General features: G+C 60.6%; 27 protein-coding genes. 17 read left to right on the forward strand and 10 right to left on the reverse strand.

What is annotated here, in order from left to right:
• A partial coding sequence (locus C450_RS00015) for a helix-turn-helix domain-containing protein (RefSeq protein WP_005038523.1) occupies positions 1 to 370 on the reverse strand: 370 nt, incomplete at its 3' end.
• Between the two features lie 552 nt (positions 371 to 922).
• On the opposite strand from C450_RS00015, the gene C450_RS00025 reads away from it, so the two are divergent.
• The 12 genes from C450_RS00025 to C450_RS00080 all read left to right on the forward strand — a co-directional run bounded on the left by C450_RS00025 (position 923) and on the right by C450_RS00080 (position 14,147).
• A complete protein-coding gene (locus tag C450_RS00025) occupies positions 923 to 1,564 on the forward strand; it encodes a hypothetical protein (RefSeq protein WP_152424366.1) in 642 nt (213 codons plus the stop codon).
• Positions 1,565 to 1,666: 102 nt separating this feature from the next.
• Positions 1,667 to 3,076, forward strand: coding sequence for an RNA-splicing ligase RtcB (locus C450_RS00030; RefSeq protein WP_005038526.1), 1,410 nt, complete (start codon positions 1,667 to 1,669; stop codon positions 3,074 to 3,076).
• Positions 3,077 to 3,477: 401 nt separating this feature from the next.
• Complete coding sequence (locus C450_RS00035) at positions 3,478 to 3,999, forward strand: DUF7342 family protein (RefSeq protein ID WP_005038527.1); 522 nt, start codon at positions 3,478 to 3,480, stop codon at positions 3,997 to 3,999.
• A gap of 174 nt (positions 4,000 to 4,173) precedes the next feature.
• On the forward strand, positions 4,174 to 4,437 hold the full coding sequence (locus C450_RS20480) for a hypothetical protein (protein ID WP_206536818.1): 264 nt from the start codon (positions 4,174 to 4,176) through the stop codon (positions 4,435 to 4,437).
• Positions 4,438 to 4,511: 74 nt separating this feature from the next.
• Positions 4,512 to 6,503 carry an SWIM zinc finger family protein gene (locus C450_RS00045; protein ID WP_049909754.1) on the forward strand — a complete coding sequence of 664 codons (1,992 nt, stop codon included), beginning with the start codon at positions 4,512 to 4,514 and terminating at the stop codon, positions 6,501 to 6,503.
• Positions 6,504 to 7,126: 623 nt separating this feature from the next.
• Positions 7,127 to 8,422: an RNA-guided endonuclease InsQ/TnpB family protein gene (locus C450_RS00050; RefSeq protein WP_005038531.1), complete on the forward strand. Its 1,296-nt coding sequence runs from the start codon at positions 7,127 to 7,129 to the stop codon at positions 8,420 to 8,422.
• A complete protein-coding gene (locus C450_RS00055; protein ID WP_049909740.1) occupies positions 8,419 to 9,765 on the forward strand; it encodes an ATP-binding protein in 1,347 nt (448 codons plus the stop codon). The genes C450_RS00050 and C450_RS00055 overlap by 4 nt, the downstream gene beginning before the upstream one ends.
• A 204-nt stretch (positions 9,766 to 9,969) precedes the next feature.
• Positions 9,970 to 11,199 carry an RNA-guided endonuclease InsQ/TnpB family protein gene (locus tag C450_RS00060; protein ID WP_005038533.1) on the forward strand — a complete coding sequence of 410 codons (1,230 nt, stop codon included), beginning with the start codon at positions 9,970 to 9,972 and terminating at the stop codon, positions 11,197 to 11,199.
• A gap of 78 nt (positions 11,200 to 11,277) precedes the next feature.
• Positions 11,278 to 12,219 carry a hypothetical protein gene (locus tag C450_RS00065; RefSeq protein ID WP_005038535.1) on the forward strand — a complete coding sequence of 314 codons (942 nt, stop codon included), beginning with the start codon at positions 11,278 to 11,280 and terminating at the stop codon, positions 12,217 to 12,219.
• Positions 12,220 to 12,377: 158 nt separating this feature from the next.
• Entirely contained in the window at positions 12,378 to 12,773 is a 396-nt protein-coding gene (locus C450_RS00070) for a hypothetical protein (RefSeq protein ID WP_005038536.1), read from the forward strand.
• A 45-nt stretch (positions 12,774 to 12,818) separates the two neighbouring features.
• Complete coding sequence (locus C450_RS00075; RefSeq protein ID WP_005038537.1) at positions 12,819 to 13,337, forward strand: hypothetical protein; 519 nt, start codon at positions 12,819 to 12,821, stop codon at positions 13,335 to 13,337.
• Between the two features lie 516 nt (positions 13,338 to 13,853).
• Entirely contained in the window at positions 13,854 to 14,147 is a 294-nt protein-coding gene (locus C450_RS00080) for a hypothetical protein (protein ID WP_005038538.1), read from the forward strand.
• 112 nt (positions 14,148 to 14,259) lie between these two features.
• On the opposite strand, the gene C450_RS00085 is transcribed toward C450_RS00080, so the two are convergent.
• On the reverse strand, positions 14,260 to 14,526 hold the full coding sequence (locus tag C450_RS00085) for a methyltransferase family protein (RefSeq protein WP_005038539.1): 267 nt from the start codon (positions 14,524 to 14,526) through the stop codon (positions 14,260 to 14,262).
• A gap of 126 nt (positions 14,527 to 14,652) precedes the next feature.
• Between C450_RS00085 and C450_RS00090 the strand changes: the two genes are divergently transcribed.
• Positions 14,653 to 15,078, forward strand: a complete 426-nt coding sequence (locus tag C450_RS00090) for a DUF7344 domain-containing protein (RefSeq protein WP_005038540.1) — start codon at positions 14,653 to 14,655, stop codon at positions 15,076 to 15,078.
• A 36-nt stretch (positions 15,079 to 15,114) separates the two neighbouring features.
• Here the strand turns inward: C450_RS00090 and C450_RS00095 are convergent, their stop codons facing one another.
• The 4 genes from C450_RS00095 to C450_RS00105 all read right to left on the reverse strand — a co-directional run bounded on the left by C450_RS00095 (position 15,115) and on the right by C450_RS00105 (position 16,889).
• On the reverse strand, positions 15,115 to 15,459 hold the full coding sequence (locus C450_RS00095) for a hypothetical protein (protein ID WP_005038541.1): 345 nt from the start codon (positions 15,457 to 15,459) through the stop codon (positions 15,115 to 15,117).
• Positions 15,456 to 15,794 carry a MarR family transcriptional regulator gene (locus C450_RS00100; RefSeq protein WP_005038543.1) on the reverse strand — a complete coding sequence of 113 codons (339 nt, stop codon included), beginning with the start codon at positions 15,792 to 15,794 and terminating at the stop codon, positions 15,456 to 15,458. Before C450_RS00100 ends, C450_RS00095 begins: the two co-directional genes overlap by 4 nt.
• Positions 15,795 to 16,048: 254 nt before the next feature.
• Positions 16,049 to 16,219: a hypothetical protein gene (locus C450_RS21950; protein ID WP_161606926.1), complete on the reverse strand. Its 171-nt coding sequence runs from the start codon at positions 16,217 to 16,219 to the stop codon at positions 16,049 to 16,051.
• Positions 16,212 to 16,889 (reverse strand): nucleotidyltransferase domain-containing protein, encoded by a 678-nt coding sequence (locus C450_RS00105; RefSeq protein ID WP_193790491.1) that lies wholly within the window; start codon positions 16,887 to 16,889, stop codon positions 16,212 to 16,214. The genes C450_RS21950 and C450_RS00105 overlap by 8 nt, the downstream gene beginning before the upstream one ends.
• A gap of 319 nt (positions 16,890 to 17,208) precedes the next feature.
• Here C450_RS00105 and C450_RS21320 point away from each other — a divergent pair, with 319 nt between their 5' ends.
• Both C450_RS21320 and C450_RS00110 read left to right on the forward strand, forming a co-directional pair.
• A complete protein-coding gene (locus C450_RS21320) occupies positions 17,209 to 17,361 on the forward strand; it encodes a DUF2080 family transposase-associated protein (RefSeq protein WP_005038547.1) in 153 nt (50 codons plus the stop codon).
• Between the two features lie 3 nt (positions 17,362 to 17,364).
• Positions 17,365 to 18,591, forward strand: a complete 1,227-nt coding sequence (locus tag C450_RS00110) for an RNA-guided endonuclease InsQ/TnpB family protein (protein ID WP_005038548.1) — start codon at positions 17,365 to 17,367, stop codon at positions 18,589 to 18,591.
• A gap of 21 nt (positions 18,592 to 18,612) precedes the next feature.
• On the opposite strand, the gene C450_RS00115 is transcribed toward C450_RS00110, so the two are convergent.
• From C450_RS00115 to C450_RS00130, 4 genes are all read right to left on the reverse strand, one after another.
• Positions 18,613 to 19,287: a M48 family metallopeptidase gene (locus tag C450_RS00115; protein WP_005038549.1), complete on the reverse strand. Its 675-nt coding sequence runs from the start codon at positions 19,285 to 19,287 to the stop codon at positions 18,613 to 18,615.
• Positions 19,288 to 19,289: 2 nt separating this feature from the next.
• Positions 19,290 to 19,661, reverse strand: a complete 372-nt coding sequence (locus C450_RS00120; protein ID WP_005038550.1) for a hypothetical protein — start codon at positions 19,659 to 19,661, stop codon at positions 19,290 to 19,292.
• Between the two features lie 248 nt (positions 19,662 to 19,909).
• On the reverse strand, positions 19,910 to 20,275 hold the full coding sequence (locus C450_RS00125; protein WP_005038551.1) for a hypothetical protein: 366 nt from the start codon (positions 20,273 to 20,275) through the stop codon (positions 19,910 to 19,912).
• 449 nt (positions 20,276 to 20,724) lie between these two features.
• Positions 20,725 to 21,552, reverse strand: coding sequence for a hypothetical protein (locus C450_RS00130; RefSeq protein WP_005038552.1), 828 nt, complete (start codon positions 21,550 to 21,552; stop codon positions 20,725 to 20,727).
• A gap of 113 nt (positions 21,553 to 21,665) precedes the next feature.
• On the opposite strand from C450_RS00130, the gene C450_RS00135 reads away from it, so the two are divergent.
• Positions 21,666 to 22,295, forward strand: a complete 630-nt coding sequence (locus C450_RS00135) for a hypothetical protein (RefSeq protein WP_005038554.1) — start codon at positions 21,666 to 21,668, stop codon at positions 22,293 to 22,295.
• A gap of 127 nt (positions 22,296 to 22,422) precedes the next feature.
• Positions 22,423 to 22,710: a hypothetical protein gene (locus tag C450_RS00140; protein WP_005038555.1), complete on the forward strand. Its 288-nt coding sequence runs from the start codon at positions 22,423 to 22,425 to the stop codon at positions 22,708 to 22,710.
• Positions 22,711 to 23,057 lie beyond the last annotated feature (347 nt).

The raw sequence follows: 23,057 nt of genomic DNA on the forward strand, positions 1-23,057 counted from the left end.
GTGAGATCGTTCTCCTGTTCGCGCTCAACAACATCAAGAAGCTCGCCAAGACGCTATGATCGTACTCCCGTACCGCATTTTCAATAGAGCAGTCTTGTTCATCTTCGTCGAGCTTCGGGGGCCTTCCGCCCCCGTAGCTCGGCATGAGTTGAGCAAACCCACCCTCGTTCCAGTCTTTTACCCACCGGCCACCGGTTGCTGGAGACCGTCCCGCACGATCGGCAGCCTCTGCAACCGTATCTCCTTGGTAGAGATTCTTCACAAAGCCAATACGCCGAAAACGATCGTCGTCTTCGGCTTCACGGAGCATCTCGTCGATCTTCTCCTCTGGAAGGTGCTGCTCGATCTCTTTGCGACGACTTCCGCCCATCACTCTGTCGTCGGCAGCCATTTTCAAAAATTCTCTCACTCATTACACTCGATCGACCGGGATATCGAGAAGCCACCACCAGAAGAGAGCGGTACCGGCGACGAGCCCGGCTCCATCTGGCTCGACCGATTTCTCAGACGCCTCCTCCCAAACGGTGCGGCCACAACCAGCGAGAACGATCGTCCAAACCGAGCCACCGATCAGAGCGGCGACCGGAAGCCGCCGAAACCCGCGCCCGAAGAAAGCGGCGTGTGGAACAAACGCGGATCGCGAACCATCGATCGCATCGTCGAATGGCTCGTGCCACCGCGTTCGAAGGATTGACCGCGATCGGATGGGAAACTCCGCCCGCCCATCGGGTACAGCCGGACTAGCAAACAAACACCGTGACAGAACACCAGCGAGAGCCGACCGACGCCGACTCACAGAACACAGCGCAGACGAGCGCCATCGATCATTCCGGCGACTCGGCACCACACGATCGGTGACTCGGCACCACACGAGCGCCAACCGGAGCTCGTGATCTGTTTCGACCGAGACCGAACGGTATCGGTGAACCCGCCACCGCGATCGGGTGATCCCGCAGTACCGCTCGCATGGATCAAGTATCTGGCCCACGACGAGCGAGCCACAGCCGTCGACGTGTGGGCAACGGGCAACCAACAGCTCTGCGAGGAGGCGATGATCCCCGGAACGGCCGAAGCGGTTGCCTACTGGAACCAGTATGTCGCCACGCACACCGATCACAGGACCAACGGCGATTCAACGACGGCGTATCCAGGTCTCGATCGGGAGCCACCACGACCCTGCCGACGGGATCGACTCCGGCTCATTGCGGATCTCCACGGACAACCACAGAAACAGGCCGCAACCGACACCGAGCAAGCACAGCGGCCGGTGTTCGTGGTCGTCGACGATGTCGAGTTGAAAGATCTGTCTGCGGAGGGGTTTGAGCATTTCCTGCCGTGGATGTTCTGTGCACTCACCGAGGACAACGACGGCCAACCCAACGTCTTCGAAGCGGTGGATGTCTCGCTCCCGCTCGCGGAACTGCCAGCGGCCGACGACAACGAGCCGAACGGCCGGGAGTCGTTCGTCTACACCAACGAACCCTACACGGCGACCGACGACGCAGCCGAACCACCACCGTACTACGAGCCAGCACGCAGAGAAGGCACACACCGCCGACGGTGACCGATGCCGATTCCAAAGACAGTTGGACGATGGCGACACTGAACAACACAAGCCGTCCCTGAGAGCTACTGCTTGCTACCGTACAGCAGTATGGGTGATCCAATGACAACGACAATCGAAGGCGACCATACGACAGCCGAGGTGTATCTCGACGAAGAGAACCTCGAAGCACTCACCAGAGAACAGATCCAGGAGATGGTGGACCACGAAGCGTTCACCGAACCCGTCCGGGTCATGCCCGACGCCCATCCTGGAGCGGGCTGTGTGATCGGCTTCACGATGCCGCTCGACGACAAGGTAGTCCCGAACGTCGTGGGGAGCGATATCGGCTGTGGCATGTTCGCGATCAAACTCGCCGAGAAGCCCGCGCTCTCGAACGCGGAGATCGACGAGCGCATTCGCGAGACGATCCCGATGGGATGGCACGCACACGACAACCAGGCGTACCACATCGGCAACGACTTCCCGTGGCAGGAGACCACCCACAAGATCGATCGCCTCCAAGACAGTTTGAACGAAGAGATCGACTTCGAGGGGTACGATCTCGATCACTTCAAAGACCTCTGCGAGCGCGCGCAGGTCGATCTCAACAAGGCGATCAATCAGATGGGAACGCTCGGTGGGGGCAACCACTTCATCGAGATCGCCGAATCCGAGCAGACCGGCGAGTGGTGGGCCGTCTTCCACAGTGGAAGCCGTGCGTTGGGCAACGCCGTCGCGGAGTACTGGCAGGAAACGGCCACCGAGCGACGAAATGAATCGACCGTGCCGCTGCTCACCGAAGAAGACGTCCCCGAAGAGATCCGCGAGGCCGGCGGGACAGCGGCCATGCTCACGGGCGAGGACGGCCGCCGTATCGACATGGAGCGCGCGGCGGCCTTCTGTCGCGAAACCTTCGACGGCCAGGCGATCGAGGCGAACCTCAATCGCATCCGGCAGGTACGCCACGACCGCGCCGAACAGCTCGAAGACGACCGCAACACACACCTCGACTATCTCGAGGGCGAGGCCGCGCACGGCTATCTCATCGACATGGCGTTCTGCCAGACGTATGCGTGGGAAAACCGACGATATATGGGCGAACTCGTGGCCGACGCGCTCGGCGTCGAGATCGCCGACTCGATCCATTCGCCACACAACCTGATCGACTTCGACGATCTCATCATCCGAAAAGGCGCGACCCGGGCTCACGACGGCGAACGGCTGATCGTCCCGTTCAACATGGGCGAAGGGTCGGTGATTCTCGAAGGGAAAGGCAACGACGACTGGAACAGGAGCGCGCCGCATGGGGCTGGCCGCGACGGCAGCCGGACGTGGGCCAAAGACGAGTTCACGATGGAGGAGTTCGAAAGTGCGATGGACGGGGTGTTCTCGACATCGATTTCGGAGGAGACGCTCGACGAATCACCGATGAGCTACAAAGATCCCGCCCTGATCGAATCACGGCTCGCCGAGACAGGCGAGATCAAGGATCGACTGGCTCCAGTCATCAACTGCAAGGCAGACTGGTGAGGGTAGAACGGTTGGCCTCACGAGGTGCCACCGATCGTCGTCCCGGCGTTCGAGTTCCATTTTCGGTTGGTATTGATCTGCCGGCAACGTTAATCGGTCGCCCGTGTTTCCCGCACGGTGTCTCGTGTCTTCTCGAATTGGTCGCCGAGCACCTCTTTTGATATCCACCCACAACCAAACCGGCAAGGATTCCGGCTTGTCATCGGGGCAACAGTAATACCGTCTCGTTGGCCGGTCGACGCTCCCGATATCGATTCGGATGGCAATAGCGAGACCACGACCGAAGAGCAGTCGGCCGTGTTCGCAATGCAGACGACAGCCGAGAGCGGGTTCCGTCCCGACCAGAAGTTGACTATTTCATCTCGGAGTAGATTTATTGATGTCCGATGCCAAGGAGCGGTATGACAGAAACCGACCCCGGTATCGAAGCGTGGAAAGAACACACGAGTGCGTTCGATAGGGTTCGGTCAGTCGCTGAGGCGGTCTCGCAGCCCCGATCGGCATCGTCCATCGCAGACGAGGCCCTCGTTGCAGAGAACACGGCTCGCAGTCATCTCGAACGACTCGTCGAGATGAACGTCCTCCTGAAAACTGATCGCGAAGGGACGGCGTTGTATACGCCCGATCCGCTCTACGTCCGTGTACAGACGCTCCGTGACCTACTCGACGAATACGACCATGATGGTCTCATTGGACTGAAAGAGGACTTGCAGGCACGAATCAGGACGTGGCAGGGCGAATACGACGTCAGCTCTCCGGAAGCGCTCCGCGAACGTGCAGCGGAGGCGGAACAGGTCGAACAAACCAGCGAGATTCGAACAACTGCAAGTGATTGGGAACTCACCAGATATCGCCTCACTATCGTTGAGGATGCCATCGAGAACTACGCAACCTACAGCCGTGACAGCAGGGCGATGGCGTAGTCAATGCGTGCCGGCGATCGCTCGTATGATTCGACAGAAGCCTCCCACAGGGCACTTCGTGGAATCCGGCGCGAGCTTGAACGTCATCCAGCGGTTTCGTCGGCCCAAGGGTTCCCACCGGACGTACACAACCACGTCGTCACAGAGCTGGAACCCGACCGAATCGGACGGAACGTGGACGATGCCACACTCACGGTGCGCTGGTTCGCGGGCGAGACGCCAGATGCCCGTCCGGAATTTTCGTTCCATTACCAGGATAACACAGGGAGGGACTTCGGGTGGCATCACGAACCGAATCCGCACGTCGAGGGGTGGGGACACTTCCAAGAGCGGACCGACGCCGAAACGGAGTATGCCTACGAACCGCACACGTTCACCTCGAAGAATCCGACGCGAGTCGTCTGGGAGGTACTGTCGCTTCTTCCTTCCAAAATATGACACGCTCCCATCGCAAGCCGCAGCTGCCCGTAAGCGGAAAACGGTTGCAACGCATGGAAGCGAATATCGGCAATATGGAGTACCCGAATCAGGACGAGATTCGCTCGCTTTGCACCCACCAGTCCTACGAGCGTGGTGTCAACTACCATAACCAAGGGCGAATTCAGGAGCTCGCAATCAACGAGGGGGAACTCACGGCCACCGTTCGCGGGACCCACGACTACGAGATCTCCATCACCGTGGACGACGAGGGCGTTCGGACTTACTTTTGTAGCTGTCCATACGACTACGCGGGAGCGTGCAAACACGTTATTTCGGTGCTGCTGGCAGCCAACAAGCGGGAACCGGAGCACACAACCAGCGACGACAGCCACACGGCAGCGGGATCGACGGGCCCCGCCGCGACCGACGTACAATCACTCGTCGAGGAGACCCCCGCCGAGGACCTCCGGACGTTTCTCCAGGAGCTCATCGAAGACGACCACGACATCCGTGACCGCTTCGTCGCGTTCGCTGGCGAGGATACAGAGAACACCGTCTACGACTACAAAGAGGAGATCAACCGACTGTTCGAGGATGCGCTGAGTCGGCGGGGCATGATCGAATACAACACCCACATCGATTTCTCACACTACCACGACCTCGCGGCGACCCATCGGTCTCGTGGTCACACCCACGAGGCGACGGCCATCTACCGCGCTCTCGCCGAGGCGATCCGCGAGAACATGACTCGAATCGACGACAGCGGCGGCTACTACGGCCGGAAACTCGAAACGATCATCGATGCATACGCGGAGACGATCACCGAGCAACCCCTCGAGCACGACGAAAAACGGCCCTACATCGACTACCTCGTTGCGGAGTTCATCGAAGCCGACTACGCGTTCGTCTGCGAGGACTACGGCGATGCCTTGCGGACGGTCTGTACGTCGACGAGCGATCTCGAACACTGGTTCGACCGTCTGGACCCCCATGTCCCGGACGTCTCGGTCGACCTCACCGGTAGCGACGAACCACCGGCACCGACTGGGACAGATATCCAGCAGCCACCCGCCGAGGCCGAGTCCGAAACAAGCGACGACACACAGGCTCCCCGCGAGCCACCCGACGGGACGCTCTATGCATCCGATTTCACTGCTGGGCCGCTCACCACCGAGGAGTTCACCGGTGAGACGCTCGACGTGGCCCATCTCACTGTCGGGCCGCTCGAACTGCAGTCTTTCGTCGGGGACGCCTTCGAAAACTTCCACGTCGATGCCCCCACGACGGTCGAGGACCACACCGCCGATGTCACATCCTCCGAATCGGAGGCATCAACGTCGGGGTCACCCTCGTCGCTGCGGACGCGACGTGTGCTGTCCTCGTATCTGTATCTGGTCGACCAACTCGGCGACGAGGAGACGGTGCTGTCGGTGTACGACGACATCTACCTCGACAATTCACAGTTCTGTAAACAGTACGCCGTGCAACTGATCAATCGTGGCAACGAGGAACAGGCGCTCCGCGCGGTCGAGGACGGACTCGAGACGTTCGGATCCACGACGACGCTGCAGTGGCTTGCGGCCGATCTTTACCGGGAGCGAAACTCGGACGCATACCGCCAGACGCTCGAACGCCTGTTCCTCGATCACAGCGAGTGGGACGCCTACGACGAGCTGAAAGCGTCGTGTGACGACGAGCGGTGGGACTCGATCTATGATGAGATCGTGACGTCCCTCGCGGACACCGATCGACGACGGCTGATCGATGTGTATGTCCACGAGGGCGAACTGGAAGACGCGTTTGCAGCGGTGGTTGATAGCGAGAACCTCGCGTGGTTGCAGCGGTATAGACAGTCGGTTGCCGAGGTGGATCCGGACGCGTATTTCGAGGCGTACAGGGAGCTCCTCGTGCCGTTTGCTGCTGGAGAGACAGGCCGACGACACTACCGGGAGATCGCCGATCATCTCGAAGCGATGCAAGCTCTCGTGTCTGCGGATCAGTTCGATGCGTTCGTCGATACGTTGAAGGACACCCACTCGAATCGACCGGCGTTTCTCGACGAGCTCGACAAGGCGGGGTTTTGATGTGGAGGTCGCGTGGTCGGGTGGCTGGACGATCGTCCGGATCGACGGTCGGTCGGTCGGTTGGATGAACTAATCCTGGGCAAGCCGTGTGGACAGACACACAAATCGAATACCGGAACTCGATCATCGAGACGGTCTGCGCCAATCGTGCATGGCGGTCGGATCGTTCGGAACGTCCAACAGTTGGTTTTCCAGAGACTGCATGGGGTTGGACGGAGGACGATCTCTCGGCAACCGGCCATTTTAGGTCATTATCACGATAATCATTATCCAGAGAATGACCTACTACGATCGGGACTCGGAGCTCGAAGCACTCGAACGGGCCCACGATTCGGCCACGCACGAGCTGTACAGAAAAGACAGCGAGACTGCCCCGAGGCTTGACCTCGGGGATGAATCGCGTACGCTGGATCGGTCACCGAATGGTCAGCGACACGTTTATGTTAGCCCAAATGCTAACATGAGCTGCACAGAAAATGGCAGAGAGAAATCTCAGAGTCCGCCTCTCGGACGAGGATATGGATCGCGCAAAAGCGTACGCCGAAGCGAACGGACTACGGATGCCCCGGGCGTACGCCGAACTCATCCGCGCCGGTCTCGACGCCAGTCCGGAGAGCTAATCGATGGATCTCACGCTCCGCTGTCGCGCGTATCCCGACGAGGAGACCGCCAGCGTAGCGTGGGAACACATCGATATACTTCGGCAGATTCGCAACCAAGCGATCCGTCACTACTACCGCTCGCCACACGACGACAGGCCGACCGAATACGACCAACACGCCAAACTTCCCGAGTGGAAACGGCGATGGCCGGTGTTCAAGAAACCGTCAGCTCATGCGGCTCAACAGGCCGTCTCACAGATCCACAAGGATCACGAAACACAGAAGGGGCGACGAGAGAGCGGCTACAAGACTGGGCGGCTCAAGTGGCAGGGTCGCGGTGAGTTTCGGTCGGTGTCGTACAACCAACCATCCCGCTACGACGTGGATCACAACACGGGCGAGGATGGCTGGCTCCGACTCCGGCTCGAAAAAATCGGCTGGATACAGGTTCGTGCTCACCGCGCGGTTCCCGAGACCGACGACGTGAAACGGGTCGTACTCAAGAAGGAACGAACCGGCGAATGGTTCGTGACCTTCGTCGTGGAGGCCGACGAACCAGAGAAACCCGACCTGTCGAACCTCACGGCCGACGAGTGTGTGGGCATCGACCTCGGGATTCTCTCGTACATCCACACCTCGGACGATCTGGCGGTAGGCTGTCTCGACTTGACCGACAGCTACGACCGCTACGCACGAGCACAACGGTCGTTGGATCGGAAGGGACACGGATCGGCGAACTGGGAGAAACAACGGCAGAAGGTCGCCCGAGCGAAACGGCACATCAAACGGAAGGTGCTCGACTTCCAGCACAAACTTTCGACATGGCTCGTCACGGAATACGACTTCATTGCCGTCGAGGACCTCGACGTGAAGCCGATGCTCGAAACGTCACAGTCGGCGAAGAACAAACAGGACGCAGCGTGGAGTCGGTTCATTCGCCTACTCGACTACAAGGCGAAGTTGCACGGCGTTCACGTGATCTCGGTCGAACCACGGAACACAACGAAGGCATGCAATCAGTGTGGCGTCAAGACCTCGAAGCCGTTGTGGGTCCGCGAACACTCGTGTCCAGCGTGCGGTCACGAAGAGGACCGGGACTTGAACGCCGCGAAGAACGTGCTCGACAAAGCGTTAGCCGAAAGCGGCGTGCCGTTCGTCCGAACAACCAACACACTTCATGTAGGGCCGGGACGGTCCGAATCAACGCCCGTGCAGACTGCGCTCCCTCCGTTCACCGACGGTGGAAGCGGCGTTTGCCGCCATTCCCACCGCGTGGATGCAAAGCGCGTCGTCGAAGCGGGAAGCCCCGACCCTTGAGGTCGGGGTTCGTTCACGTGGTGTACGGTCGTCGGCGAGTCGGAAAGACCGAGCTGCTCAAGCGGTTTTGTGCCGATCGAGCACATATCTATTTCCTTGCTTCACAGGAGGCAGAACAGCGACAGCGTGAGAAATTCGTTGGACAGATTGCCGATCATTTCGGAGATCGCGTGCCACGGATCGACGGATGGGACGAGGCGTTCGACTACCTCGGAGAGAAACTCGCGACGGAAACACTCGTGGTTGTGATCGATGAATTTCCATATCTCGTCGCAGAAAACGACTCCCTACCGTCGTATGTACAGTCGTTCGTCGACGAGCGACTGCAAGACACCGAATCGATGCTCGTGCTGTGTGGCTCCAGCGTGAGTACGATGGAATCGGAGGTCCTCGGACACGAGAGTCCGCTGTACGGTCGCCGAACGGGACAGATCGATCTCCAGCCGTTTTCGTTTCGACAGGCTCGGGAAGCGATCCCGTACGAATTCAAGGAGGCAGTTCGGTCGTACGCCGTCACCGGTGGGACACCGATGTATCTCACACTGTTCGATTACACTCGCTCCCTCGTCGAGAACATCCAGACACACGTCCTCTCGCCGACGGCCGTTCTGTACAACGAGCCGGAGTTTCTGTTGCGCACTGAACTTCGGACGCCAGCCCGATATATGAGTATTCTCGAAGCGATCGCCACCGGTCGGACGACGCCAAACGAGATTTCGGGGGCGACGGACATCGATTCGGGGCCACTCTCGAAGTATCTACGGACACTGCGACGGCTTCGCCTCATCGACCGAGAGGTCCCAGTGACCGCTTCACGGAAGCACTCGAAGCGGTCGCGATACCGCGTTGCGGACGAGTTCCTGCGATTCTGGTTTCGATACATCGAACCCAACCGCTCCAGCATCGAGCAAGCCCCGGAGATGGTTCTCGAGGGAACGGTCGAACCGGACCTCCCGAATCACGTCGCGACGACGTTCGAAGACATCGCCCAGGAAGCCGTCTGGGCCGCAATCCGTCACGGTGAACTCGATCCGTACGCGGAGGTCGGCCGATGGTGGTACGGGGAACACGAGATCGACCTCGTTGGCCTCGCTCCGGACGACGACCGAATACTCCTCGCCGAATGCAAGTGGACGGCCGAGCCGGTTGGGTACGCACTCATGGATGCTCTCAGGGACGACGCCGAGCACGTTCGGTGGGGGCCAAGCACGCGGGACGAACGATTCGCTCTCGTCTCGAAAAGCGGGTTCGTCGACGGTCTTGAAGACGATCTCGACGAGAACTGGTCGCTGTTCAGCGCCTCGGATCTCGAATCGCTGCTGTCTCCTGCCGAAGACAACTGATTTCACCCAATCGGTAGCGCGGAGGCACCACCCTCAAGGAGCGAGGCCGAAGGCCGAGCGAGTAGGGTGGGGAGGAGCGCGTTCGTATAGCTGGGCATTTGGACCGATCCGCACGTCGGAAGGAGCCTACCGACCGCTGGGACTATCCGGCTATGGCCTGCCGACCCCGAAATAAACTTAAGTACAGGCATTGTAATGTGAAGTGTGGTCGAACTCCGTCGTACCGTCGTCACAAAGCTTGATCTGCCCGAAGGGGCCGACGAGTCGCTTCAAGACACCGTCGATCAATTCAAGCATTGTGCGAACACCGCGTCCGAGTGGTGTTGGCACGGCGACGACGGATACCACGTTACCTCGAAGGCGAAGGCCGAACGCGCGTTGTACGCCGACCTAAAAGACGAGACGGACCTCACGGCGAATCTCGTCCAGAAGGGTATCCGCCGGGCCGTCGAAGCGGTCAAGTCCGGTGTCTCCCGCCTCAAAGACGGAGAGCGAACGTCCCGGCCGACGTTCCGAAAGACGTCCGTCGTCTACGACAAACGGTCGGCCACGTTCAACGAGGACCACGCGACCCTTTCGACGGTAGACGGTCGTATCCGTGCGGACTACGTTCTCCCCGACGACCCGGAGGGAACACCGCACGGTCGCTACCTACTGAACGACGACTACGAGCCGCGCATGGCGACGTTGCAGTACGACGCCGACGCGGACGAGTGGTTCCTGCACATCAGCCTCCGGAGTTACGACGGCGACGGCGAACCCGAGACTGATTCTTCGACCGAGCACACTACTGTCCTCGGCGTTGACCTCGGGATCGACACGATCGCCGCGACTTCGACGGGGAAGATGTGGTCCGGCGGCTACCTGAACCACCGCCGGGAACAGTACGAACGGGTCCGTGGATCGCTACAGCAACGTGGTACACAGTCCGCCCACCGCACGATAGAGTCCATCGGGGAACGCGAAACTCGGTGGGCCGACGACTACCTGCACTGTATCTCGAAGGCGCTTGTCCAAGAGGCCGACGCCTACGGCTGTGACGTGATCGCCTTCGAGGAACTAACCCACATCCGCGATCGGATGCCCAAAGCGAAGAAGTTCCATGCGTGGGCGTTCCGCCGCCTCTACGAGTACGTCGAGTACAAGGCCGAGGAGTACGACATCGACGTGGTGCAGGTCAATCCGGCGTACACGTCCCAACGGTGCTCGAAGTGCGGGACGACGCTCGAAGAGAATCGTCCGAACGGCGACCACCGATTCGAGTGTCAGAAGTGCGGGTACGCGGTCCACGCGGACTACAACGCGGCGAAGAACATCGGAATGAAGCACGTCCGTCGACGGCAGAAGTCCATCGGTGGACGGCCACGAGTCAACGTGGCCTTGAAGTCAGGGACAGTGAACGCGAACGGACGCTACTCGTCCACCGTCGCTTAGACGCGACGGATAGAGCCGGAGTCCACTGACAAGCCCCTCCCTCAAACGAGGCCGTCAGGCCGAGTTAGGGAGGGGTAGTTGACACGGCTTCGCCTCCACGACTGTGCCAACGACCGGTCGGAGTCGGCCTCGCCACCATCCAACGCCGACGGATCGACTACCACAGCGACATCGACAGCCGACGAACCGACTGCGGGCGTCGCCGACCTCGACGATTCGCTCGAGCGAGTGTCGGACGGTGACGTGGCAGCGATCACCGACGCCGTCGCGAACTTCGAGGCGATACTCTCGGCCGACGCCAGTGGCGACACGGACCGAGACGTGTTCTGGCCGTACTACGAGCGGGTCAGCAACGGCCTCGATACGGCGACCCGAACGGAAGGGTGGGAGCTTCTCGGTGACGTGATCGCGGCGTACGATCCCACAACAGAGGAGGAAGTAGCGTTCGCAACGCCCGCGATAGCGAACGCCATCGGGCGATACTGCATCCGCACCCGACTGACCGATGGCGTCGGGGCGATCCCGGTCGGCGCACTCGAGTATCTCGACGCCGTCGCGGTCACCGCCGACGACAGCGCCGATATCGCCCGCGAGGAGGTTCACGCGTACGGGTGGGGGATCGGCCACCCCGATCACTCGGTCGTCGATCGGCTCCACGCCCGCACGTCGGCGGATATCTTCTCGGTCACGCCCACACTCGAACACGCCTTCTACGCCGATCAGAACGCCGCCGTTGGGGCACTCGAAGCACTGGTCCGCGACGAATCGATCGATGGGACGCTGCCACGGCTGAATCGTGCGGAGATGCCGTACCGTCGGTACCTCCTCGACAGTGTGTTCGGTCTGAAGACGGACGACGACTACCCGAAGATGCCACGGTACTACGACTGGACCGAGGAGTTTGCGTACAGCTTCGATCTCGACGAGACGGTCGAACGGCGCATCCGAGAGCTCGTCGCGGAGACGGGTTTCGACGACAATCTGTCCGAAGACTGGACGCTCCGGGATCTCGGCGTCTGAGGGAACCACCACGCGGTACCGACCATGGCGATTGCACGAACACCGTGACGAACGGCAGCGGCGATCGAAACCCTCTGGAGTCGATGTCATCAATCGAGACGGCCAGAGAGTTGATAGTAGAAAAACAGTTATTCATGTGTAGAGTCTACACATGATTGATGGCCGAAGAGAAAACCCGCGTTGACTTCAACGCCCCTGCTTCGATCGTCGAGCGGGCCGATAATGTCGCCGAGTTGCTCAACGTCTCTCGAACGCAACTCCTCATCGATGCGCTCCAGGACGAACTCGACGAACTCATCAACGACGAGGGGTTCCGGAGTCGTCTCCGAGACGCCTACTATGACGAACGAATCGACTTCCAGACCGTGAAATCCGTTCTCGGCCAGGAAGAAGCCATGCGAATGAAGCTCCTGCGGGCATCGATCGACCGGGACCCACCCGAACCCCAGGTGATAGCGGAACTCCCCAGCGATGACGAGTTCTACGACGGCGAGGTGCCCGTGTGGCGGTCCGAGGGGGCAGCCGACGACGAAGACGGCGAGTCAACCGCCTAGCAGTGACCGACAACCCCCCGCAGTGTCGTCGACACCACTGTCCTGTTGAATCTCGCAACACCGGTCGTCGATGGAAGACCGGCGGCCCCCAGCGGTGCCGACCCACTCAAAGCACTCCTCAGCACCTATGACGTCCATGTGCCTGCGAGCGTCGTTGGTGAACTGAGTACTGCGACGGGGAGCGGTGATCTGCTCTCGGCGGCCGCTGAGCTGGTCTTGAACACGTCTCACCATCTGATGACCCACGATGTCGAGGCGAAAATCGACGCACCGCTCGAGTACGAACTGGATAGAGACGAATCGGATGGAATCTGGCTGGCGAACGATCTCGAGGCGGCGTTGTTCATCACCGACGAGTTCAACTCGACGAACTATCTGTTCGTGAGTCTGGCACTCGATGACCGCAATACGCTGTTCACGACCCCACACGTGCTGTGCAAGCTTGCGTCACGAGGTGTGCTCCCTCCCGAGTACGTCGACGCTGCCTGCAGTTACTATGCTGATACGAAACACTGGGACGAACAGTATCTCACCCGGCTTCGTGATGAGTACACGAAAGGGTGACCGAATCGGCGATAGTGATATCCTCCTCCCTGCCCTTACCGCTCGCTCCGCCCGCGCTCGAGGAGGGGGACTCCGCACTACCGGTTGGTCGAAATATCATCCGGTTGCGGGAGCTGCGTTCGGCGTGGGCCACGCTCACCCACACGAGGTCACGCCGGTCGAGAGCTCGGTTTCGTGCTCCGACAGGTCGCGATGTGTCGAGGCGAGCGAACCGGCCGGTCGCTACCTGGCGGTCGGGCCCGTATCCGGATTTTTAATACTAACCACGAGCAACGACCACGTAGAGGGGATCGGTCCCACGGGGCGTGATCGCGGTACGGAAACGCCCGGGTGCCGCCAGCACCCGGACCGGTCTTCTCTGAGAGGAAGACCAATGGAGACTACGGACGCACGCGGGCTTGAAGCCGTCGGCTCGCGTCCCGCACGTATCGATCGCACGCGCGAATCGACACCGTTGCCGATCGCCAGCGCCGGCGCTCGCACGGCTGCCGTCTCAGGGAACCGGAGGCGACGCCGATGAGCACGCGCGAGGAGGACGGGTACGCGATGGTGTATCCCGACGAGGACACCCAGTGGACGGCCGCCGACGTCCTCGGGGAGCTCATGGCGGGCACCTACGCCCACGGCGCGTGGGTCCGGATCCACGGCGTCGACCTCCGGCTGGGCGGGAGTGCCCACACCCAGAACGTCTGGTACGTCCATCCGCCCGACGGCGACGACCCCATCGAGGCGCTGAACCTCGGAGCCTTCCGGACCGCAAGCGCCCTCGAGGCGTATCTCAGGGCGTTCGATCCGGATGACGCCACCTGACACCGACAGTGGGAGACAACAGCGGTCCGCCGACGAGAACCGATCGGATCCGTGCCCGCCGCCCCGAACCGCGTCGGCCGCCGCCGGCCGTCCCTGAGAGATCGCGGCGCGGTCAGGACTCCTCGTCGAGGGCCAACGCCTCGGGGTCGACGTCGCCGGAGAGGTAGCGTTCGCCGAGATCGGTCAGCCGGTAGTTCGACTTGTCGATCCGTTCGAGGAGACCGGCGGCGGCGAGTTTCCGGCACCGACGGGAGAGATAGCTCGGATTGTAATCGATGTTGGCCGCGATGACGCTGGCGGAGGCGACGATCTCCTTTTCGGCGAGAAACGCCAGGACGCGATCGTCCGAGCGTGTCATCCAGTCGATGCGCGGCCGCATGCAAGGGCGACCGGCCGATCAGCCCTTAGCTACCGCGATCCGTGCTTTGTAGCCACAAAATACTGTATCTATAAGTCGATATTCGATACATAAGACTAAGGGCATCGATCCACATCGTAGCAGTATATGTCGACGCTGCCCCGAACGCCGAACGAACTCATCCGGCATCTGGCGCGGTCGACGACAGCCGAGGAGCTGACGGAGTTCCTCTGGCTGCTCTCGAACCGCCGTCGTCGCCTCGTCGTCGTGAGCGTGTACCTGGTGGGCCCGGACGAAACGATCGACCTCCACACGCTTGCCGGCCGGATCGCCAGCGTCGAGACGGACAAAGAACCGGCGACCATCACGAGAGCCGAGCGCCGAACGGTGTACACCAACCTCGTCCAAAATCACCTCGAACCGCTCGCTGACGCCCGGATTATTGGGTACGATCCGCAAAGCAAACACGTGCGTCGCGGACCGGCGACTCCTGCGGCGGGGATCATGCTGGCCGCCGCAGTCGTGGTCTTGCAGTTCCTCGCGCCGTACGAGCGAGACGACACAGCCTCGTAGTCAGCTGTCATAACTGCCTGTCACGATCCGTCTTCATCAAACACTGAAAAGAGTGATGAGCGCCTTTTTGACGAGGCGTTCGCCCTTCTCAGTGAGCTCTCCGCGTGCTTTGCCCGTCTGAATTGCTCCCGGTGGAATCGTGTAGAGCGCCCACGGCATCAGATACGTCGTGCTGGCGAACGAAATACCCGAGAGGCATTCGTTTTCGAGTTCAGGGGCATAGTGGTCGTAGTTCTTCGCACCAGTACCCAGACACATCACGGTACACTCGACGGAACTGAACGGCCGATTTTCGTGAGAGAGGATGATGACTGGGCGTTCGTCGTGTGCGTCAGTTGGATCGAACGCCCAGGCGACTGTCCCTGCAGGGTACTTGCTCATTCTCCAAGCTCGTCTTCCAGTTCTGCGAGTTCACGCTCAATCTCCGCATCGTCTATCCGTTCCGGGGGAACGTCTTCTGTGTCAGAAGCTGATGGCCGATCGTTGTCAGTCGGCTGGGTGAACATCCGGTCTAACTGGTCAAGACTGGCGACGTAGCGTCGAAGGCTCTCTCGCTGTTCAAGCGCGTGGTAATAGCTATCTTCGGTTTTTCCGATATAGCCCGCTTCATGAAGGCGCTTGAGAGTGGTCGTCGCAGTCCCGTGAGGAACATCGAGGTGTTCTCTGAGCTCGGAGGGTTTGTACCCGTACTCGGGGTTGTTGTAGAGAAACGCCACGATGTCTGATTTCGTGGTTCCCGGCGTCAGGTCGATCTTGGGATCGTNCGTACTCGGGGTTGTTGTAGAGAAACGCCACGATGTCTGATTTCGTGGTTCCCGGCGTCAGGTCGATCTTGGGATCGTGCGTGTCGAGGTGGACAGGCATGGCTTGTGATTGGTTGTAGTTGATTGTAGCTAAAAGTAGTTTCGCCTCCCGCGATTGGACGGACCACTTCCAACAACTGCTAGCGATTCTTCGTACACGACCACGCTCATGGCAAGCACATGCGTCGCGGCCCGGCGACTTCTGTAGCGGGGATCATGCTGGCCGCCGCGATCGTGATCTTACAGTTCCTCGCGCCGCGCGAACTCGAGGAGGAAGCCGCCTGATCGAACGCTGCTTGGACTTCCTCGAGCAGCGCCTCGATTCGCGTGCTACTCATCGGCGAACACCGCCTTGCGAAGCGACTGCAGTTCGTCGGTCCCGTACACACAGATTCCCTCAGCGAAAATCGTTCGGAGATCGTCACCGACCCGACGTGCGCTGTCGACTGACTCGACGTACTGTTCGAAATCGAACCGATCACCGTCGAACCGTTCCTCACGGAGTTCGCTCACGATATCGGCCACGTACCGTCGAGCCGCCGTCCGATCTCCTTCAACGACGACAAACAGGTCGATGTCGCTCTGTCGGTCCGCCTCACCGCGCGCGACGCTCCCGAAGACGACAATGCCGACGAGCCGCTCGATGTCGTCTGCTTGTGCGACCGTGCTCCGGACACGATCGACGAACGCTCGAATGGGGTCGTGAAACCCCGCTTGCTCGACTGCGAGCACTGGATCGTCCTTTTCGAGATGAGCCGGATCGATAGAAACATAATTCCGTTGTGGTGTTTTGCGGACTTCGATGATGTCCAGCTGGTCGAGGAGGTCGACAGCTCGCCACACCGTCGATCGGGTCGCCCCAGTCATTCCGACGAGATCCGCAATCGTGAACTCCGTATCGTGTGCATCGACGAGCAATCGGAGGATGTCATCGGCAGCGCCGATACGGAACACGTCTGTGTCGCTGCCCGGTTGTACTCGAACACAGGCTCTTATTCCTCGTTGCATGATTTCAGATGGTGTCTGATTACACGCAACAGCGTATAACTGTAGGGGTGTCGCTTTCCCGATTTCATCAGCGATTCACCCAAAATACAGTGCGGATGCCCCTCCCTCAACGAGCGAGCGTCAGCGAGCGAGCAGGGAGGGGTCATTTACCTAATTTCAGGCGCTAAGGCTCCACCCTCAAGGAGCGAGCGCGGTGCGTGGCGAGCGAGTAGGGTGGGGATACAGCGCCGTCATCACCCGTGCCTACACCCGCTTAGTGCGACGACCGGCCGGACCACCAACGCAACGTTCAAATATGTCTATCTCATATACATAGTCAATGGATCGGTACGAGGTAGAAGGCCACGAAGTCCACGACGGCGAGGCCAAACCCACCGGCACGGGCGCACACGTATTCGTCCCGAAACGGTGGATCGGCGCGACCGTCAAGATCGTCCGAACCTCCGAACCCGATCCATCCGACGACGAGTAGACCGTGCTGAACTACAGGTATCGCCTCAACCCGACGCCTGCTCAGAAAGAGCGGTTAGCGTGGACGGTCGATACCTGTCGCCAGGTCTACAACCACTTTCTCCACCGACTCAACCGCATCGATGACACGTCGTCGTACAGCGAACAGGAACGGCTACCGAAGCTCAAGGAGTGGTGGACCGACCTACGGGAAGTCCACTCGAAGGTGCTTCAGAAGGTCGTTCAGCGATTATACGACAACCTACAGACGCTTCGCGGTCTGAAGGAGAACGGCCACCGCGTCGGCCAACTCCGGTGGAAAGGAGCGGGATACTACCATTCGTTCACCTACAGCCAGTCCGGTTTCAAGCTCGACAAAAAGGGCGACCGCGACGAACTGTGGCTGTCGAAAATCGGGCGTATCCCGGTCGTCGCACACCGCGACCTCCCCACCGACGCGACCGTGAAGGCCGTCACAATCAAGCGCGAACCCACGGGGCGCTGGTACGCGGTGTTGTCGGTCGAAACACCCGACGATCCGCCGGAGAAACCGACGAATCCGGAGAACGTCGTCGGCATCGACGTGGGCATCGTGAAGTTCGCCCACGACACCGACGGCACGGCGGTCGGGTCGCTCAACCTCTCACACGAACGCGAGCGACTGGAGCACGAACAGCGTGTCCTTTCGCGGAAAGAGCACGGCTCGGCGAACTGGGAGAAACAGCGCCGGAAAGTCGCTCGCCGACACGCCGACCTCAAACGAAAGCGCCGCGATTTCCTCCACAAGTTGTCGAACTACTACGCGGAGGAATACGACCTCGTGGCGGTCGAAGACCTCGACGCGAAGGAGTTGATGCAACTCGACGGCAACAGCCGCAACCGGGCGTCCGCCGCGTGGGGGACGTTCCGGCGGATGCTTGCGTACAAGTGCGAGCGCGAAGGCGCGCACTTCGCGGAGGTTCGGCCACACGGAACGACCAAAGAATGCGCCCGGTGCGGCGCGGAGACGGACAAGCCGCTATGGGTGCGCGAGCACTCGTGTCCGACGTGTGGCTTCACCGCCGACCGGGACGAGAACGCCGCGTGGAACGTCCTTCAACGCGGCCTCACGAAAGTAGGCATGGGCAATGCCGAATTAACGCCTGCGGAGACCGTGGTCCCTACGGCGACCGCTTTTCAGCCGGTCGCTGCAAACCACGTCGCGGAAACAGGAAGCCCCGCCCTCAAGCGCGAGCCGCAAGGCGAGCGGTAGGGCGGGGAGGAAGTCACATAGTCATTCGACATCGCTGCGCGCCTCGGTGAGACGATCGATACGGTCGTCGAACGATGGATGCGCCGCCACCAGTCCCGCGAGTCGCCCCGACGGCTGCTCGTCGGTCGTCGCCCTGAGATGATCAAGCGCATCAACCATCGGGTCATACCCGATCTGCTCGGCCGCAGAGCGATCGGCGAGATACTCCATCCACCGTTCGATACCGGCAACGATCAGCCAGTACGGCACCGCCGCCACCGCGCCACCGACGAGCGCATACGGGAGGTCGTAGACGATGGCAAACACCCAGCCGACGAGGAAGGCGGCCGGAAGCACGGCTCGCACCAGCGGATGCCAGTATCGGTGATGATAGCTCTCGTGGGCGACGATCGCCCGTCCTTCCGTCACCGAAAGCGACGCAAGCAATCGCTCGGCGACGAACAGATACCGGTGGCCCGGAAATATCCCCAACGCACGGGCCCGCGAGAGGGACGACGACACCGGCTGGTCGGTGATACGCAAGCGAACGCGACCAACCTCACCGACGCCGCGTGTCAGTCGCTCGTACTCAGTATCGGTTGGTCGTCGAGTCTTTTGTTGCCGATCAATGATGAGTGGCCGGACTGCCGCGAGCACGAAGCCCAGGATGACGACAATGAGGACTGCTGTGAGTGCGAACAGCCACAGCCACCTCATAGTCACGAATCGTCGATGTCGACTTCGAGAAAGCCCTGTGGCGCATAACGGACCGTAAGCGTCATCGTCTCGTCCGATGGTGGATGGCCGGTGACCGACACCGAATCGAACATGTCACGATCGAGGGAGTCATCGCAGGCAGTCACTTCCAGATGGGTCGCGACACACGCTTTGAGGTCGGCCCACACGGTGGCGAACGCGGTCTCGGTTGCGGTGATATCATCCAACCCGTCTTCACGGGCGGCCTGATCGAAGCCCGGAAACCCCTCCTCGGCAAGGGCCGCGAGTTCGTCGAACAGCTGGGAAAGAGCATCAAACGTCTCCACCTGCTGTTCGTCCATGGAAACCTCGTCGAGATCGTCGAATGCTGCCATGTGACTACCGATCGGCGATTCGTACATAGATATGAGGTGCATGAACCAGACAGCTATCGGTCATCTCTCGCGGTCCCTGAGAACGGAGGCGCGAACGGACGATCGCCGGACGTCCCCGGTCGACGCGGCCACCAGCTACCAAAGAGAACTCGCCAGCGCTCACGCGGTATCGTCGACGATGCACGTATCGGCACACGACGTACTATCGACCACAGACGTGGCCACAGCGAAGCGGGAGCCAGCTGCCCTCAGCGACTCGATGCCTCCGTTTCGTCGTGGATCCCGACCTCGACTTTGACACGGCCCTCGGGGTAGTACCGAACTGAAAGCGTCAGTGCTCTGTGTTCGGGCGGATGGCCACCGGAGATGGCGACGTAGTCGTGGGTCGTCCGATCGAGTGATTCATCGAGACTCAACCGTTCGAAGTGGGCGTCGACACACGCCTTGATGGCGTCCCACCGCTCGGCGAAGGCGGTATCGGTCGCCGAAACGTCTTGGATCACCTCCTCGTAGTCCGATTGATCGAGGGCAGGGAGATCCGCCTCGAGGACGTCCGCGAGGTCCTCGAACGTGTGGGCAACGACACGGAGTGCGTTCGCTTGCTGGTCAGACATGGACTCCTCCAGATGGTTGATGAGGCATGTAGCCGTCGAATCCAGCGGGTGGCGTATAGATATGCGCTCCATGAACATGACAACGAAGACCTGTTTTGTCGATGCGGAATCCCCCCTCAGCACTGACCATCGAAGGAATTGAGTCGCGAGTTCGGAACAGTGTGGCCTCGAGAACGTCGTCGTCAAGAGCAGCGCGTCGAGTCCATAACAGTGTCAGACAAACACTACTCCCGAATCCAGACGCATTTGACCGTCTGGATAGGGATAACGGCTGCATGGCACAGCCAGCGACGTACTCGTTCGACGCTACGGAAGGACGGTTCCTTCCACAAGAACGGATGCACTGCGAACCCTAATATCCCAACTGCGGTCGGGAAATCTCGGCGTCGACGGCTTCGCCGTCTGCTCGTGGCGTCTTCGACGCCACGGTGTTTACGCCGAGGAGGATGTCATTTCGTCGGGCGATCATCACCAGTGTCCTCATACTCGAATGTCTGCTCCCACGCTGGGCGTGTCGGTCCTGGCAGTGAATCGGCACGAGCACGGAGCTCGTCGACAGTCGTCCAGGGGTAGCAGCGTCCCTGCAACTCGAAGAATCGAAAGACGTTCAAGTGAACCCAGCTGTACGACGCCGGCGGTTCGTCGAGATCCTCCGCCCGATCCTTGATCATCGCAACCAGCTCCTGTTCGCTGATCTCGACTCCACAGCGCTGTGCCGCCGACAACAACGAGAGTAGTTGGTCGCGTTTGTGGTCGTCGTCTCCATCGGAGTAGTAGATCCCGAGTGCCGTCGAAACGACATCGGCTGGCGTCTCCAACCTATCACGGGTGAGGCCGGTGTAATCCCGCGGCAGTACGTGACCTTTCTCCGGATAAACCGCCCGAAGGTAGCCGAGTTCCGGGCTCTCCCCACCGCGTTCTTTCTCGTAGACGCCGGCGACGTAGTCGGCGTACTCCGCGAGAAGATGTAGCTTGACGTCGAACGGCGGCGCGACAGCCGTCTGGAGGTCATACGTATCGCCGAGAACGACCGCGGTTGCGGCGTGGGGTTTGTTGAGTTCGGCTGCGAAGAGTCGGAGCCGCTGGCCGTACTCCTCACGGTAACTCCCGAGGACGAGATAGGTCGTGACACCCGACTGTTCGAACGGCGGGAGTTCCTGATTGACGAACCGATTGATTTCGGTGATGTCGTCCGGCGGGACCGTCAGCCCATCGAGAGCGCGTTCGAGCGCTCGATAGATGCGTGTAGCATTGAGTGGGACCGTCGGAGCACTCATCGGTTATGCCACGTACCGGGTTGGGGTAAAGCTTTGCAAGTAAGTTGTCTATCTACTGTTTTTCCAATCCGGTCACCCCAACTGTTATAGCCACATACGGAGAACACTACAGCATGAGCGACGCTCCGGAACGGGCTCGATCCCCATCTGACGACCTATCGGAGGATCCATTCGGGGACGAAGATGTCCTGCCGTTCGAGAAACAACGGCGCGTCCACGAGTACCTCTCGCAAGAAACCCGCCATCACATCGTCCAGTCGATACTCGGGCACCCGGAGCACCTCCTGTCGCTCGACGAGTTCGCGTACCTCGTTCCGAAGAACCGCTCGTCGATCAACGACCAGTTGCAGGACATGCGACGGAAGGGGATCGTCGAGAAGTACGTTCACGAACCCAACCGGAGCACGCGCGGCATTCCGGCGGGGTTCTGGGGCCTCACCGACTACGGAGTGACGCTCCTCTACGAGTACAAGTATCTCAGGGGGGTTCCGGTGTTGCGCGCGCTGCAAGATCACCTCCATCTCAACGAGCAGATGCAACGCCATCGGAGCGCCGCCCGTCCGCCGCTGCCGGACGAGGTCGCTGACGCACTCGCCTTTCCGGAGCCCGACGAAGCGGACTTCGAGGAGTTCGACGTGTCGCTCGAAAAGCTCGCCTCACAGCGGTTGTTCGATGCACCGCCAGCGGAGCCACCGAGCGATAGCGGCGACGATGATCGTCCCATCGACGAACTGTTCGAGTAGCGTTCGCCAAACAGTCCAACTGTTCGCTCAGAGGATTGCGGAGGTATCGAAAAGGCAGCGAGACAACGCCCAGGATATGATCCCGAGACGGTTCACTGTTAAGATGACTGAGCCCGTACCAACGGACATGCCCGACCGAAACCAGCCGATCGACCGGGATCCGGCAAAGCCACCGCCAGAAGAGAGCGGAACCGGTGACGAGCCCGGATCCGTCCGACTCGATCGGATCCTCACCCGCCTCGTGGTCGACAGATCGGCCACAAGCGACGCGGCCGACCGGTCGGCATCCGACGGCACCATCGACCGAGACCCACAGAAGCCCTCGCCCGAGGAAAGCGGCGTGTGGAACAAACGCGGCTCGAGGACCGTCGACCGCATCGTCGAGTGGCTTGTTCCGACCGATTCGGAGGACTAGCACGGACAAGCTCTGAAGGCCGTCCACGAGCAAGCGCCAACCGGCCACCCATCCGGGAATGATGTAACGGACCGCCAGCTATGGCCGACAGACGGCCCCGCCGACGCTCCGAACGCAGACCACACGGGCGCTACCGACCACACATTGACTCACCGCCACACGAGCGCCGACCGGCTCTCGTGGTGTGTTTCGATCGGGATCGAACAGTGTCGGACCCTCTGCTCTGGATTGTCCAGAGGTGATTCGCGAGTTCGGACAGGGTAAACGCGTTCGAGAAGGAGTCTCGCGCCCGATATTTCGACCCCGACTCGTACACGCTCCCGCAGTCCAACTGGTATGACGGGCCT

The organism is Halococcus salifodinae DSM 8989, from assembly GCF_000336935.1.
Classification (GTDB): Archaea; Halobacteriota; Halobacteria; order Halobacteriales; family Halococcaceae; genus Halococcus; species Halococcus salifodinae.

Excerpts from the sequence above, each read along its gene's own strand:
- C450_RS00120 (WP_005038550.1), bottom strand. The coding sequence starts at position 19,661 with ATGGCAGCATTCGACGATCTCGACGAGGTTTCCATGGACGAACAGCAG.
- C450_RS21950 (WP_161606926.1), bottom strand. The coding sequence starts at position 16,219 with ATGAGTAGCACGCGAATCGAGGCGCTGCTCGAGGAAGTCCAAGCAGCG.
- C450_RS00050 (WP_005038531.1), top strand. The coding sequence starts at position 7,127 with ATGGATCTCACGCTCCGCTGTCGCGCGTATCCCGACGAGGAGACCGCC.
- C450_RS00045 (WP_049909754.1), top strand. The coding sequence starts at position 4,512 with ATGGAGTACCCGAATCAGGACGAGATTCGCTCGCTTTGCACCCACCAG.
- C450_RS00080 (WP_005038538.1), top strand. The coding sequence starts at position 13,854 with ATGAGCACGCGCGAGGAGGACGGGTACGCGATGGTGTATCCCGACGAG.
- C450_RS00140 (WP_005038555.1), top strand. The coding sequence starts at position 22,423 with ATGCCCGACCGAAACCAGCCGATCGACCGGGATCCGGCAAAGCCACCG.
- C450_RS00030 (WP_005038526.1), top strand. The coding sequence starts at position 1,667 with ATGACAACGACAATCGAAGGCGACCATACGACAGCCGAGGTGTATCTC.
- C450_RS21320 (WP_005038547.1), top strand. The coding sequence starts at position 17,209 with ATGGATCGGTACGAGGTAGAAGGCCACGAAGTCCACGACGGCGAGGCC.
- C450_RS00090 (WP_005038540.1), top strand. The coding sequence starts at position 14,653 with ATGTCGACGCTGCCCCGAACGCCGAACGAACTCATCCGGCATCTGGCG.
- C450_RS00095 (WP_005038541.1), bottom strand. The coding sequence starts at position 15,459 with ATGAGCAAGTACCCTGCAGGGACAGTCGCCTGGGCGTTCGATCCAACT.
- C450_RS00115 (WP_005038549.1), bottom strand. The coding sequence starts at position 19,287 with ATGAGGTGGCTGTGGCTGTTCGCACTCACAGCAGTCCTCATTGTCGTC.
- C450_RS00130 (WP_005038552.1), bottom strand. The coding sequence starts at position 21,552 with ATGAGTGCTCCGACGGTCCCACTCAATGCTACACGCATCTATCGAGCG.
- C450_RS00085 (WP_005038539.1), bottom strand. The coding sequence starts at position 14,526 with ATGCGGCCGCGCATCGACTGGATGACACGCTCGGACGATCGCGTCCTG.
- C450_RS00125 (WP_005038551.1), bottom strand. The coding sequence starts at position 20,275 with ATGTCTGACCAGCAAGCGAACGCACTCCGTGTCGTTGCCCACACGTTC.
- C450_RS00070 (WP_005038536.1), top strand. The coding sequence starts at position 12,378 with ATGGCCGAAGAGAAAACCCGCGTTGACTTCAACGCCCCTGCTTCGATC.
- C450_RS00035 (WP_005038527.1), top strand. The coding sequence starts at position 3,478 with ATGACAGAAACCGACCCCGGTATCGAAGCGTGGAAAGAACACACGAGT.
- C450_RS00105 (WP_193790491.1), bottom strand. The coding sequence starts at position 16,889 with ATGCAACGAGGAATAAGAGCCTGTGTTCGAGTACAACCGGGCAGCGAC.
- C450_RS00135 (WP_005038554.1), top strand. The coding sequence starts at position 21,666 with ATGAGCGACGCTCCGGAACGGGCTCGATCCCCATCTGACGACCTATCG.